Source organism: Rhizobium sp. UFLA01-1127, from assembly GCF_059803845.1.
Genome location: NZ_JAUQTZ010000015.1, coordinates 20747 through 33415, shown reverse-complemented (window position 1 = coordinate 33415; position 12669 = coordinate 20747). Strand labels below are relative to the sequence as shown.

Annotated in this window: 12 protein-coding genes; 3 read left to right on the top strand and 9 right to left on the bottom strand. The window is 61.2% G+C overall.

Annotated features, from left to right (window positions below; genetic code table 11):
• Positions 1-24: 24 nt before the first annotated feature.
• Together Q4Q11_RS05830 and olsE are read right to left on the bottom strand one after the other, a co-directional pair.
• Positions 25-3348, bottom strand: a complete 3324-nt coding sequence (locus Q4Q11_RS05830; RefSeq protein WP_498568906.1) for a thiamine pyrophosphate-dependent enzyme — start codon at positions 3346-3348, stop codon at positions 25-27.
• 224 nt (positions 3349-3572) lie between these two features.
• Positions 3573-4568: an ornithine lipid hydroxylase OlsE gene (gene olsE / locus Q4Q11_RS05825; RefSeq protein ID WP_498568905.1), complete on the bottom strand. Its 996-nt coding sequence runs from the start codon at positions 4566-4568 to the stop codon at positions 3573-3575.
• 132 nt (positions 4569-4700) lie between these two features.
• Here olsE and aac(6') point away from each other — a divergent pair, with 132 nt between their 5' ends.
• Positions 4701-5141: an aminoglycoside 6'-N-acetyltransferase gene (aac(6'), locus tag Q4Q11_RS05820; RefSeq protein WP_498568904.1), complete on the top strand. Its 441-nt coding sequence runs from the start codon at positions 4701-4703 to the stop codon at positions 5139-5141.
• A 25-nt stretch (positions 5142-5166) separates the two neighbouring features.
• Here the strand turns inward: aac(6') and Q4Q11_RS05815 are convergent, their stop codons facing one another.
• Both Q4Q11_RS05815 and Q4Q11_RS05810 read right to left on the bottom strand, forming a co-directional pair.
• The gene (locus Q4Q11_RS05815; RefSeq protein WP_498568903.1) at positions 5167-5829 is read right to left on the bottom strand and encodes a GNAT family N-acetyltransferase; all 663 of its coding nucleotides are present in this window, start codon (positions 5827-5829) and stop codon (positions 5167-5169) included.
• Between the two features lie 29 nt (positions 5830-5858).
• Complete coding sequence (locus Q4Q11_RS05810) at positions 5859-6542, bottom strand: pyridoxamine 5'-phosphate oxidase family protein (protein ID WP_498568902.1); 684 nt, start codon at positions 6540-6542, stop codon at positions 5859-5861.
• Between the two features lie 95 nt (positions 6543-6637).
• On the opposite strand from Q4Q11_RS05810, the gene pdxR reads away from it, so the two are divergent.
• A complete protein-coding gene (gene pdxR / locus Q4Q11_RS05805; protein ID WP_498568901.1) occupies positions 6638-8065 on the top strand; it encodes a MocR-like pyridoxine biosynthesis transcription factor PdxR in 1428 nt (475 codons plus the stop codon).
• 99 nt (positions 8066-8164) lie between these two features.
• On the opposite strand, the gene Q4Q11_RS05800 is transcribed toward pdxR, so the two are convergent.
• The 5 genes from Q4Q11_RS05800 to Q4Q11_RS05780 all read right to left on the bottom strand — a co-directional run bounded on the left by Q4Q11_RS05800 (position 8165) and on the right by Q4Q11_RS05780 (position 12058).
• Complete coding sequence (locus Q4Q11_RS05800; RefSeq protein WP_498568900.1) at positions 8165-8746, bottom strand: histidine phosphatase family protein; 582 nt, start codon at positions 8744-8746, stop codon at positions 8165-8167.
• A 131-nt stretch (positions 8747-8877) separates the two neighbouring features.
• Entirely contained in the window at positions 8878-9084 is a 207-nt protein-coding gene (locus tag Q4Q11_RS05795) for a hypothetical protein (protein ID WP_112505579.1), read from the bottom strand.
• A complete protein-coding gene (locus Q4Q11_RS05790; RefSeq protein WP_112505577.1) occupies positions 9081-9827 on the bottom strand; it encodes a COG4280 domain-containing protein in 747 nt (248 codons plus the stop codon). The genes Q4Q11_RS05795 and Q4Q11_RS05790 overlap by 4 nt, the downstream gene beginning before the upstream one ends.
• Before the next feature lie 141 nt (positions 9828-9968).
• Positions 9969-10868 (bottom strand): MurR/RpiR family transcriptional regulator, encoded by a 900-nt coding sequence (locus Q4Q11_RS05785; protein ID WP_498568899.1) that lies wholly within the window; start codon positions 10866-10868, stop codon positions 9969-9971.
• Positions 10869-11020: 152 nt separating this feature from the next.
• On the bottom strand, positions 11021-12058 hold the full coding sequence (locus tag Q4Q11_RS05780) for an LLM class flavin-dependent oxidoreductase (RefSeq protein WP_498568898.1): 1038 nt from the start codon (positions 12056-12058) through the stop codon (positions 11021-11023).
• A 200-nt stretch (positions 12059-12258) separates the two neighbouring features.
• Here Q4Q11_RS05780 and Q4Q11_RS05775 point away from each other — a divergent pair, with 200 nt between their 5' ends.
• A complete protein-coding gene (locus Q4Q11_RS05775) occupies positions 12259-12636 on the top strand; it encodes a cupin domain-containing protein (RefSeq protein WP_498568897.1) in 378 nt (125 codons plus the stop codon).
• The last annotated feature ends 33 nt before the right edge of the window (positions 12637-12669 follow it).

Genomic DNA, 12669 nt, shown 5'->3' with positions numbered 1-12669 from the left:
GAATCTCATTCGGCCAAACCGCCGCTACTTCACCGTCCGCACGATCGCAGCCCCTGCCGTCATGCCGCCGCCGAAGGCTACCAGGCCGAGATTGAGCGGCTCTGAGTGTTCGTTGGCGACATGCAGCATGGCAAGCGGAATGCTGGATGAGCTGGTGTTGCCATAGGTCTCGATAACGCTCAGCGCCGGACGGCCGCTACGCTTGGCAATGGTGTCGATGATGCGCTGGTTGGCCTGATGTGGCACCAGGAGATCGAGATTTGCAAGCTCGATGCCAGCATCGACGCATGCGTTTTCGATCGAGCGGGTCATTGAATGCACGGCTTCGGTGAAGACCGAGCGGCCGTTCATCGCGATGACGCCATCATCCGGCAGCGGAACGTAGAGCAGGTCTCCCGGCTCCGGCCGGCCGCTGACGATCGGGCGGCTCGCGGTGAAGAGCGGGTTGCGCGCCATGTCGCGGCTGGTCACGAGGCTTGCCGTCGCCGCGTCGCCGAAGAGGATTGCCGTGGCGAAATCGTTCATGTCGAGCAGCGGCGACAGAACTTCCGAAGTGATGATCAGCACCTTGGCGTCGTTCTGCTGGGCAATGAAATCATAGGCTTGCTGCAGGGCATAGAGATAGCCGGAGCAGGCGGCACCCATGTCATAGGCGGCAAGCGAGGGCCGGACGCCATCTTCGGCGACGGCAACCGCGACGCGGCTTGCCAGCGAAGGTGTGGCAATATCGGGTGTGCCGGTGGCGGCAATCACCAGGTCGATATCGTGGATCGATATCCGGTTCTGCTTGAGAAGATCGCGCGCCGCCTTCGTGGCGAGGCTCAGCGTGCCTTCGTCGGGTCCGACCCAGAAGCGGCTCTTGATGCCCGTCAGCGCGAGGATTTCGTCAGCGCGCCGGTTCGGCCAATTATGGATGATCTCTTCGTTGGTGACACGGCGGGCGCCGGTCGCGAAGCCGATGCCGTTGATGGCGATCTCGGAAAAGCTGCCGGTATGGCGGCGCAGCGTCTGGATGACATGCGACTTCAGCCGCCGCAGCACGAACTTGTTCTGAATTTCGGAGGCGAGCGCAAAATTCTGTTCGCTGAGATCGCGGTTGGCATCGACGGTCAGAAGCGGACTGTCGGTGGCGATCTGGTCGCCGATCGTGGCGAAGACCTCCTGCACGACGCCGCCTATATTGGCGCAGATTTCGACCGAAGCCTTCGTCGCCTCGACGACGGCGACGAGCTGGCCGACTTCTATCTTGTCGCCGGGTTTGACGAGCAGATCCGTCACGAGGACGTTTTCGTCGGCAGGGCCGGAGCCGATCGCCTTGATGGCTGCCGTCGGGCCGCTATCGTCCTCTTCGTGCCAGGTGACCTCGCATTCAAGCACCTCAGCCATCAGATCCACCAGCTTGCGGTAGGAGGGCAGCGTCTCGAGCTGATTGCGGAAATTAAAGGGGATGTGCGCGTCGGAGCGGGCAAGCCGGCGCACCACGACGGGCACATCGGTCTTTTCGGCGACGGTTGCGACGATTTCCGCGCCCATACCGACGGTGCGGTTGTCCTCGTGGACGACGATCAGACGGCGGGTGCGCCTTGCGCTCGCCAGCACTTCCTTCTCGTCCCAGGGCGAAATCGAACGCAGATCGATCACCTCGACGGAAAAGCCCTGAGCCTCGAAGGCGCTTGCGGCATTGGCGCAAAGCGAAACGGTGTTGCCGTAGCTGACGAGCGTGATGTCGCGGCCGCGCGCGACATGGCGCGACAAGCCGGGATGGACGAAATGCTTGCCGATATCCTCGGAGGTGCGGCCGTCGGAGTTGTTGAGGACAGCCTTCGGGTAGAGGAAGATTGTCGGGCGCCGCGACTCGAAAGCGGCGTTGAGCAGGCCGGCCGCATCGCCGGCGCTGGAAGGCATGACGACGTCGATGCCGGGCGTATGCGCCAGCATTCCCTCGAAGCTCTGAGCGTGGAACGGGCCGAGGCCGGGCTTGTAGCCGCCGCAGCTTACCATCAGGATGACAGGAGCCTCCCACGCGCCTCCTGTGCGCCAGAACATGCTGCCCATTTCCGAGACGATCTGATTATAGGCGAGCGGCAGGAAATCGGCGAACTGCAGGAAGGCGACGGGACGCTGACCGGCCAGTGCGCGGCCGACGGCCGTGCCGACGATGGTGGATTCGCTGAGCGCGGCATTGCGCACCCGATCGGGATAGCTGGTGCTGAGGCCGCGGGTCACGCCGAAAACGTCGCCTTTCGGGTCTTCGATATCCTGCCCGAAGAGAACGACCTCGGGATTGGCGGCCAGCTGTTTGTCGAGGACGGCATTCAGGGCTTCGCGCATCGTCAGTGTCGATGCGTTCTCGTTGCCGCGATATTCGGCCTTCTTATCAAAGGACGCGGGATAGGGAGCCTTGGCTTCTGGCTCGACCTTCGGAGCGTCTTCCTTACGGGCAAGGGCGGCTTCCGCCTGCACTTCCGCAACCAGCTCCTGTTCGATCTCCCGAAGCGCATCGGCGTCGACACCCGCCGCCTGCAGCATTGCCCGCAGGCTCGGCAGCGGGTCGCGCGAGGAGCCGGCTTCGATTTCGAGGAGGGTGCGATAGGTTTTCTGATCGTCGGCGTTGGTGTGGTCGGAAAGGCGTTCGACGTTCAGAAGCACGATGCTTGGCGTACGCTTGTCGCGGCTGTGGCGGACGGCCTTGCGGAAAGCCTCACGCGATGCCGCCAGGTCATCGCCCTCGGTGCGGATGATGTCGATACCAAAGAAGGAGGGGGCGGGGCCGCCTGGCAGATCGAAGAAGGTCTGCCTGCTCGTGCGCGTCGAAATGGAGAAGCTGTTGTCCTCGATGACGAAGACGACGGGGTATTGGCTGCGCACCGCTTCCGCAACGGCCTCGAGGAACTCGCCTTGCTGCGTGGTGCCATCGCCGACGCAGCAGATGGCGATCGGCATCCCCGGCTTGTCTTTCAGGGACGCGCCGACACCGACCGCATGCAGCGCGTTGTTGCCGACGGGGCCGACGATCGAGGTGATGTTGAGAGCGCGGGAGGACAGATGCGCACTCATCTGGCGGCCGGCGGAGTGGGAATTGGCTGTCGCAAGCAGGCTGGAAAAGAACTCGCGAACGGGCATGCCGCGCGCCAGCATCAGGGCTTTGTCACGATAATGCAGGTGCAGCCAGTCGTCGTCCTGAAGGAATTCGTTGAGCAACGCCGTCGACTCATGTCCGGCGCCCGAGACGTGAAAATGTGCTATGCCTTGCTTGATGAATTCTCGTTCAAGGCGATCTATTTCTCTGGAGATGAAAAATATTCTGTGGAGTTGCTTTAGGTATTCTGTGGTAAACCTCCCTTCCATCTTAATGATTTTCCTGATCTTTCTTCCTAATCAATTGCATGGACCTAGGTAGACCCCCAGGCAGCCTTTTTCAATACACGTTAAATGACAATATCCTTCCAGTTTGAAACTGAAATACGCACATTGCCAGGCGGGAGTTTTTCGCGATGTTTCCACCCACAGGGCACGCATCGATGAGCGTGGGCGCCCGCAGGTCGGACGGCGGACGTTTATCGAAAGCTGTTTTAGCCTGATTTGCGGATCGTGGCGTTGCCGTTCCGCCTTGCCGCGGCGGCCTTTGCGTCCCGTTCTTCCTTCAGGATCAGTTCCTTCGGCTTCTTGCCGATGATTTCCTTGCGGCCCTTCTTGGAAAAAGGTTGCGTAAGCTGGGAGATGAAGCCCTTGGCGACTTTGCCGGTGATGCCGATATCCGTGGAGGAGGGACGCGGCGGATTGTAGAATGTGCCGAGCAGCAGGTCCCAGACGACGAGGTTTTCCCCATAATTCGTGTTGCCTTCTGCGAGCACCTTGGAATGATGCCAGCGATGCAGGCGCGGCGTTGAGAATACGAGATCAAGCGGACCGGTGCGCATGTCGACGTTGCAATGCGTCAAAAGGCCGATGAAAGCGGTGACCGCACCGATCCAGAGGAAGACCGGCAACGGCGCGCCGAGCAGGTAAAGCGGAATCTGGCCGAGCGCGATCTTGAACAGCGTATCGATGACGTGGAAGCGGCCGGTATTGATGACCCATAGCCGCTCGACGCTGTGATGCAGGGCATGGAAGCGCCACAGCGACAGATGCTCATGCGCCAGGCGATGGGCCACATAGAGGCCGAACTCGGCGATGACGAGGCCGAGCACCACCTGGAATATCATCGGCCACTGATCCGGCCAGAAGCGTGAATGGTAGCTGAGCGCCGGCTGCGCCACGGTCGCCACCGCCATCGGAAAGGAGGTGCCGATCGCAGCGGCGATCTGCACGCCGCCCTTGTTCAAGAGCGTGTGAGCAATGTCGTTGAAAGTCTCGCCGTCGCGCTTCAGCCAGGTCCGCTCATAGGGCATGAGCCTTTCGAACAGCGCAATCACCGCCACCGTCGAAAGATAGGTGACGTTGAACCAGAGGAGATGCATGTCCGACTCGAAGGCGAAATAGGCACCGGTCAATCCCGCCAGAAAGATCGCGGGCCACAACAGAGAGGAAACAGCAGCGTAAAGACGCGAACTGCTTTGAAATGTCATTCCATCAACCTCAGATTTTGATCAGCGAAAAATAGCGCATGAGTATGCGAGATATGTAGCGCGATGATTGTGGAGTCGAAAGCGAAATTTTTCCGTTCGCCGGTGACAGATAGTTGGAAGGGAGGCAGAAACATGCGGATAGAGAAGGCGGGGCACGAGCATCTGGAGGATTGGGTGAGCCTGCGCGTGGCGCTTTGGCCCGGCGATTCGGTTGAACATCACCGCGCGGAGCTGGCGCTGTTTCGCTCCAATGAAAACGGTATTGCCTTCGTGGCGATCGATGCTGAGGATCATATTATCGGTTTTGCCGAAGCGACATTGCGACACGATTACGTCAACGGATGCGAGACATCTCCAGTCCTGTTCCTCGAGGGTATCTATGTGCGCCCGGAAAATCGGCGGGAAGGGGTGGCGCAGGCGCTTTGCCAGGCCGTCGCCACTTGGGGGCGAGATGCCGGCTGCGCGGAATTTGCCTCGGATGCGCTCATCGACAATCTCGCGAGCCATGCTTTTCACGCCGCGCTCGGCTTCGTCGAAACCAGGCGCGTGATCTATTTCCGCAAGCTGTTATAGTTCGGAGCCGCAGGAAGTATCCGGACTATTCGAATGTCAGCTTGGATTTCTGGTGTCCGGCCTGGTCGAAATTCTCCGGCGCCAGCCAGCGTTCGTAGCCGGCCTTCAGCCGCGGCCAGTCGCTGTCGAGCATGGCAAACCAGGCAGTATCGCGGTTTTTGCCCTTGGCGACCATGTGCTGGCGGAAAATGCCTTCGAAGGCAAAACCGAAGCGTTCCGCCGCTCGCTTCGACGGCTCGTTGAGATTGTTGCACTTCCATTCGAAGCGGCGATAGCCGAGCGTGTCGAAGACGTAGGATGCAAACAGATAGAGCGTTTCGGTCGTCACGCGGCTGCGGGCGATCGCGGGTCCCCAGAGGATGCTGCCGATCTCGATGACGCCATGCGTGCTGTCGATGCGCATCAGCGCCTGGCGGCCCTCGGCGCGTCCCGTGCGCTTGTCGACTGTCGCATAGAAGAGCGGATCGGCGCTGGAGGCGGCTTTCTCGAGCCAAGGCGAGAAGGTGGCGTAATCGGCCGGTGCATCCTCGAAGAGATAACGGAAGCGATCCTCTGCGCCGGTTGCCCGGGCCGAGGCGTAAAGATCCTGGCCATGACGGGCAGCATCAAGCGGCTCGATTCGAGCGTAGCGGCCTTCGAGTGTAATCCGTTCCGGGCGAGCAGCACCCTTCCAGTTCATAAGATCCATGTCAAAGTCCTTTGGTCATCGAATATAGCCTAGCGGAGCCGGCCGGATTGTATCAGGTCCGCCAGGGATTGTGGCAGTTCTATCCCGTCCGGCAAGCCGGGCGCAGGCCGTGGCGGCACCAAATGGCTTTCGATTGGCAGGACGCCTGCCCAGACCGGATGATCCGCTTCGTCTATATCACCCGGCGGGCCATTGCGGATCTTGGCGGAGGCCTCGTCGATTTTCATTCGCATCACCGAGGTTGCCTTCACCTCCTGTTTGGTCATTGGCCGCAGGCCGTCCCAGCGGCCGGGAAACAGGTCCTCGATCAGGCGGCGCAGCGCATCGGTCTTTTCCTCGAGATCATCGACCAATCGGGCCGTACCGAAAACCATGGCCGAGCGGTAATTGACCGAGTGATTGAAGGCCGAACGGGCCAGCACATAGCCGTCGATGATGCTGCAGGTCAGACAGACCGGCATGTCCTCCGCAGCGCGCAGAAAGCGGCTGCCGGAAGAGCCATGCCAATAGACATGATCGCCCTCGCGCCAATGTAGTGTCGGCGTCACATAGGGCGCGCCGGCGATGACATAGCCGACGTGACAGAGTGGGGCGGCATCCAGAATGGCGTGAACATCGGCATGGGCGTGGCTGGCGCGCTTCGGGCTGCGCCGCACACGGGTACGTTCGCTGGTCGGATAGGTCTTGGTATCGGGCGCGCTGAGATCGGTCATGTCTTCCTCGTCGATTGAGCGTTGATCTCTGCCAGCAAAGAGGTAGGCTATAAATAGCCAGTTTTTTGATTTTCGGCAGACCAGTTGGGGTTTTCATGGCAGCGGTAGCGCAATGGCCGGCACTCGACCGGAGTTCGGGCGATCTGGAAGGGCAAGTCTATCGCCTGATGCGAGACCGTATCCTTCACGGACAGATGACGGCAGGACAGCGTGTACCGTCTACACGGACGATGGCTGTCTCGCTCGGCGTTGCGCGTTCGACCGTCGTCAATGCCTATGAACGGCTGAAGGCGGAGGGCTATCTGCAATCGACGACCGGTGCCGCAACACACGTTGCAGCCTTTCCCTCGGCACCCTTGTCGGGGCAGGCCGCGGCGCCGTTGCCGAACCAGCCGCACGTTACGGAGTTCAAAACCGGAGGATTGTTCGAGCCCGGCGTGCCGGATGTATCAGCCTTTCCCCATGCTGCCTGGGCGCGTTGTCTGAGTGCCCGGGGCCGTTCTTTGCGAGTGCATGATCTCGGCTACAGCGATCATGGCGGTGTTCGCGAGCTGCGCGAAGCCATTCTCGATCATATCGCGGCGACGCGCGGCGTCATCGCCCGGCCCGAGCAGGTGGTGATCGTACCGTCGGCAGGCGCTGCGATCGGGCTTCTCGCAAGCGTGGTAATCCGTGCCGAGGACCCGGGTGGCGATCTAGTCTGGATGGAGGATCCGGGCTATGCGACCGCGCAGGCAATCCTGCGGATGGCGGGTGCCAGGCTAGTGCCGGTATCTTGTGATGCCGAGGGTCTCGATGTCGCCCGGGGCGCCGGGTTATCGCCGCGGCTGATCTATGTCACACCTTCGCATCAATATCCGACCGGCGTCACCATGAGCCTGTCGCGCCGTCTTGCGCTGCTCGAATTTGCACGCGCCAATAGTGCGATCGTGCTGGAAGACGATTACGACAGCGAGTTCCAATATGCCTCGCGGCCGATCGCCGCCTTGCAAGGCATCGATCGCAGCGAGGTGGTTGCCTATATCGGCACCTTCTCGAAAACGCTCGCGCCTGGTCTGCGTGTTGCCTATGCCGTCGTGCCGTCCAGACTGGTGGCAGCGATCGAGGCGGCCCAGCGGCTGAGGGGCGCCATCGTGCCCGTTCATATCCAGGCCGCTCTGGCCGACTTCCTGCGCGAGGGACGGTTTCGTGCACATCTGCGGCAGATGAACGGCATTTATGCTGAGCGTATGGCGGCGACCGTCGAAGCACTCAATCGTCACTGCGGCATGTGGCTGGAGGTTGGAGCGGGTGCCGGCGGGCTGCAGCTGGCAAGCTGGTTCCGCGACGGAAAGACTGATGATGTTGCCATGGCGCGTATCGTCAACTCCAACGGTTTCGCGGTACGGCCGATATCGGCGCTGCATCTGGGACCTGCGCGACCCGGGCTGCTGTTCGGTATCGCCCGCATGGAGGCACGAGCCGCGGATGCGGCGGCGGCGAGGATTGCCAGGCTGCTCGCGACTGTGCCCGTCAGCGTCTGAGAAACATCGCCCTATGGCGGGAGCTGGACTCCCAAAAAACTCGAACGGCGATGGCCGCTCGAAATATTTGTGGAAGTATAGCGGATCGGTGCGCGGCCGTCAGATCTCGTTCCAGTGGCGGATGACCGGCTCGGTCAGGTCATGCTCGTAGCCGAGCACGCTGATGCTTGTCGTGTCGAGAACCAGATGCGCGCCGCCTTCCGGCGGCAGTCCGACCCAGCGGGCGGCGAAGACGCGCAGGAAATGGGCGCTGGAAAAGATCAGGACCGGGCCGTTGATGGCACGAAGTTCACCGATGATCCGGTCGGCGCGGGCGCCGACATCGGCGGCCATTTCCCCATTCGGGCAGCCGTCGCGAAAGACCTGCCAGCCGGGGCGTTCGGCGAGGATCGCCTTGGTGGTGATGCCCTCGTAGGCGCCGTAATCCCATTCCGCGAGGTCATCCTTGACGACGCGCCGGTCGCCGAAGCCAGCCAGTGCGCAGGTGTTTTGTGCGCGCTGCGACGGGCTCGACCAGACGGCGGCGAAATCGATCGAAGGCAGGCGGCCGGCAAGTTTGCGGGCCGCTTCCTCGCCGGCAGCGGTCAGGGGAATATCGGTGCGGCCGGTGTGCCTGCCGGAAAGGCTCCACTCCGTCTGCCCGTGGCGTACGAGATAGACTTCGGGATAGGCGCTGCTCATGCCGTCTCTCCTTTTCGCTTGGCGTGCGAAATTCTTCGCATCTGCGAAGAATTCTGTCGAGCGTTAAAGCCGGTCGAAAGCTGAATCGACAACAGCCTGCAAATCCAAGGCTTTGTAGACTGTTGTGAATCTCATCGTTTTACGGCGCGACGGACGCTGTAGAGCAGGATGGCGAGACAACCGACCAGCAGGAGAAGGCCGCCCATGAGCGGCGGCATGGCGAGAAACTCCACGGCGCCGGCAATGACGAGGATAAGGATGAGGCAGAGCGTGGCCAAGCTGCCGTCATCGATGAACATGCCGATGAGTTCGGATAGGGCGATGCGGAGGACGGTCATTGGGCTGCCTTTGCCGTTTGGTTGCCGCGCAGGCCGCGGACGATGGCGTAGGAGGCGAGCGAGACGATCGCAAAGATGGCGATCAAGGCGAGATCCTCTCCCGGCCAATGGGCGCCGATGCCTTCGCCGGTCCAGAAGATGCCAAAGCTGGTGAGCATCAGGCCGACGACGAATTTGAGGGTGTTTTCCGGTACGCTGGCAAGCGGGCGATGCACCAGCAGCCCGATCAGCATCACAAGTATGAAGGCGACCAGCGCGCCGAGGGCGGCATAGAGCGTGAGGCCATGCGCACCGCCAACCGCGATAACGATAAAGACCACTTCGACGCCTTCCAGCAGCACCGCCTTGAAGGAGGCGAGGCCGGCCAGATAATCGGCGCGGCGATCCGTGGATTGTGCCCTTAGCACTGCCGTCTCCTTCGAAAAGGCTGCTTCCTCGTCATGCAGGGCGATGACACCGAGCGAACGGAGAATGGCTTTGCGCAGCCAGCGCATGCCGAAGAGGATCAGCAGAACGCCGACGACGAACTGCAGTATTTCGATCGGTATCAGCGTGAGCAGCGGTCCGAAGATGAGGACGAGGGCCGCCAGCAGGGCAAGCGCAAGGGCAGCGCCCGTCAGTGCCGGGCGCCAGCTTCGCGTGACGCCAACAGCGAGAACGATGGTGAAGGCTTCGACGACCTCGACGAAGGAGCCGAGGAAGGACGCCGTCACGGTGGAGAGAATGGGTGTGAGGCTGTTCATGAAACGATTCCCGAATGACGGTTAGGGCTTTGAATTCGAATGATGTTTTCCGGGTAGCTGTTCTTCATCTTTTGGGTGAGCGTATGCTCGGGCGAAGATCGTCGCCACATGGATGCTTCCGCTTGGTACCATCGGCGCCGCTCACTTGCGTTTTCTCGTACCGCGCTTGCTCCATGCCTTGTCGATAGCGCCGCGCAACTGGCTGAGTTGGTCAAGGCTGTCCAAGGCCGCGTCCTGGCCTTTTGCGGCGAGCGCGACGATCAACGCCTCAATCAGCACCAGCGTGCCGGCATGCATGGCCAGGTGGCCGGCATTGCCGCGCGGGACGGGCAGGATTTCCGCGACTTTATCCGCAACCAGCAGGCCCAGGTCATCGCTGATCAGGATGACTGGCACGCCGCGCCGACCTGCATGCTCGAGCAGTACCTCCACTTCGCGGTAGAGCGGCGCATAGGCCATCAGCAGTACCACATCGCCCGCACCTATCCAGAGCAGACGATCCGCGAGCGTGACGCCGGAGGCGGTAAGCGCGTTGGTTGGCAGGCCGATGCGGTTGAACTGAAGGCTGGCATAATCCGCCACGGCGCCGGACGGGCCAATGCCGAAGACATGGCGCCTGGCAGCATTTGCGAGAATATCGATGCAACGCTCGAAGCTTGCGGCGAATTCCTCATGCTGGAGAACGTCCAGAGCCTGTTGATGCATACCCAAGACATGGCGAAGCGCATTGCTCGCCTGATTGCCTGTTTCCGCCAGCGTGCGCTCCATGCGTGCTTTGGGTGAAGGCGTTCCGGTCAGCTCGGCAAGCAGGGCGGCCCGCAGTGTCGACAGGCTTTCGAAGCCAAGGGCGCGGGCAGTGCGCACGACCGTTGCATCGCTTGTGCCGGCGAGTTGCGCGATCTGCGCCGCCGAATTCAGCAAGACGGCCTGCTTCTGATCGGTGAAGAAGCGGGCGATGCGCTGCTCCGCAGGCGCCAGCGTCTCGATCGCGCCGAGGACCCGGTCGTCGAAAGTATGAGGCTTTTGCGTCTTCTCTTCCATCGCACGCCTTTGATTGTAGCAAATGCTACTGATGTCAGTATCCGTAGCATTTACTGCAAAGACATGACAGCAGAAAAGCGGCGGGCGCCTCGCTGTGCTGCGAAGCGCCCGCTGATTTGATCGAAAGGCGAAGACGGAGATATGCGGTGGTGTTACGCCTGCAGCGCAGCGCGCACGGCGGGGATCACCTTCCGACCATAGAGTTCGATGCATCGCATCATCTTCTCGTGACCGAGCGCGCCGGCACTGTACTTCAGCTGGAAGCGATCGATGCCGAGCGTCTTGATGACGGGGGCAAGCTTGGCGGCGACCGTCTCGGGCGAACCGACATAGAGGGAGCCCTTTTCGATCTCGTTGTCGAATTCGTTCCGGGTCATGGGCGGCCAGCCGCGCTCGCGGCCGATGCGGTCACGCATGGCCTTGAAGCAGGGCCATAGCTCCTCGCGCGCCTGTTCGTCCGTCTCGGCGACATAGCCGGGCGAGTGGATGCCGATCGGCCGCACGGGCTTGCCGAGCTGTTCGAAAGCGCGGTGATAGAGGTCGATATAAGGCTGAAAGCGATAGGGGCTGCCGCCGATGATCGCCAGCATCAGCGGCAGATCGTAGTGAGCCGCGCGCACCACCGATTCCGGGCTGCCGCCGACGCCGATCCAGGTCTTCAGCTGACCGCTCTCGATGGTCGGGAAGACTTTCTGGTTGCGCAGCGGCGGGCGGATGCTGCCCTGCCAGTTCACCGGCTCGTTCTTGAGCAGGGCGGCGAACAGATCGAGCTTTTCCTCGAACAGCTGTTCATACTGCGATAGCTCGAAGCCGAACAACGGGAAGGACTCCGTAAAGGAGCCGCGGCCGAGAATGACTTCCGCACGGCCGTTCGAAATGGCGTTCAAGCTGGAGAAGCGCTGGAAGACGCGGATCGGGTCATCCGAGCTCAGCACCGTCACGGCCGATCCCAGATGGATCTTCGATGTGCTGCTGGCGACGGCGGCGAGGACCGTTTCGGGCGAGGAGACCGCGAAGTCTTCACGGTGATGCTCGCCGATACCAAAGAAATCGATCCCGAGCTGATCGGCAAGGACACCTTCCGCGACGACATTGCGGAGGACCTGCGCATGCGGCAGCGGCGTGCCCGTGTCGTCAAAGGTCACGTCGCCGAAAGTATCGAGTCCGAATTCGACATTATTTATTGTCATGGTTTTTCCTGTCGTCCGTCGAAATGATGTTGAGCAGGCATGTAGTGTCGTTCCCGATCATCAGCCACCCAGAAAGTTTCGGCGGAAACCTTCGAGGAATTCGATAGACGTGGGCGCTGGCCGGCGTTGCCTTCGGTCCTGCCGGCGCCAATATTAGCGGCAACGACGTCAAGCCGTTTGAAGCCTGAAGGAGGAAACATATGGCCATACTGAAAAAGATTAATCTTACCAAAGCCTTTGCAGCCTTCGATGAGACGTGGAGTCCGCATGTCGGCGGCGACATCAATGATTTTCAGATCAAGCTCACGGAGCTGGAAGGTGCTTTTCATTGGCACCATCATGAGGAGGAAGACGAGCTGTTCCTCGTCGTCAGGGGCACGCTGCGTATGAGGCTGCGCGAGGAAAACGGCGGCGATATCGTCCTTGGACCTGGCGAATACATCATCGTACCGCATGGGGTGGAACATTGCCCGGTCGCCGAGCCGGCCTGCGAGGTCCTGCTCTTCGAACGCAACACGACACTCAATACCGGCAATGTGGAAAACGAACGGACGATCCGCGAACCGAAGCGTCTTTGAACGATATTGATCGATCGGCGGCCCCGTCGATGC

Coding starts and splice junctions, on each gene's coding strand:
- Q4Q11_RS05830 (WP_498568906.1), bottom strand. CDS start 3,348: ATGGAAGGGAGGTTTACCACAGAATACCTAAAGCAACTCCACAGAATA.
- Q4Q11_RS05810 (WP_498568902.1), bottom strand. CDS start 6,542: ATGACCGATCTCAGCGCGCCCGATACCAAGACCTATCCGACCAGCGAA.
- olsE (WP_498568905.1), bottom strand. CDS start 4,568: ATGACATTTCAAAGCAGTTCGCGTCTTTACGCTGCTGTTTCCTCTCTG.
- Q4Q11_RS05795 (WP_112505579.1), bottom strand. CDS start 9,084: ATGACCGTCCTCCGCATCGCCCTATCCGAACTCATCGGCATGTTCATC.
- Q4Q11_RS05785 (WP_498568899.1), bottom strand. CDS start 10,868: ATGGAAGAGAAGACGCAAAAGCCTCATACTTTCGACGACCGGGTCCTC.
- Q4Q11_RS05800 (WP_498568900.1), bottom strand. CDS start 8,746: ATGAGCAGCGCCTATCCCGAAGTCTATCTCGTACGCCACGGGCAGACG.
- Q4Q11_RS05815 (WP_498568903.1), bottom strand. CDS start 5,829: ATGGATCTTATGAACTGGAAGGGTGCTGCTCGCCCGGAACGGATTACA.
- pdxR (WP_498568901.1), top strand. CDS start 6,638: ATGGCAGCGGTAGCGCAATGGCCGGCACTCGACCGGAGTTCGGGCGAT.
- Q4Q11_RS05780 (WP_498568898.1), bottom strand. CDS start 12,058: ATGACAATAAATAATGTCGAATTCGGACTCGATACTTTCGGCGACGTG.
- Q4Q11_RS05775 (WP_498568897.1), top strand. CDS start 12,259: ATGGCCATACTGAAAAAGATTAATCTTACCAAAGCCTTTGCAGCCTTC.
- Q4Q11_RS05790 (WP_112505577.1), bottom strand. CDS start 9,827: ATGAACAGCCTCACACCCATTCTCTCCACCGTGACGGCGTCCTTCCTC.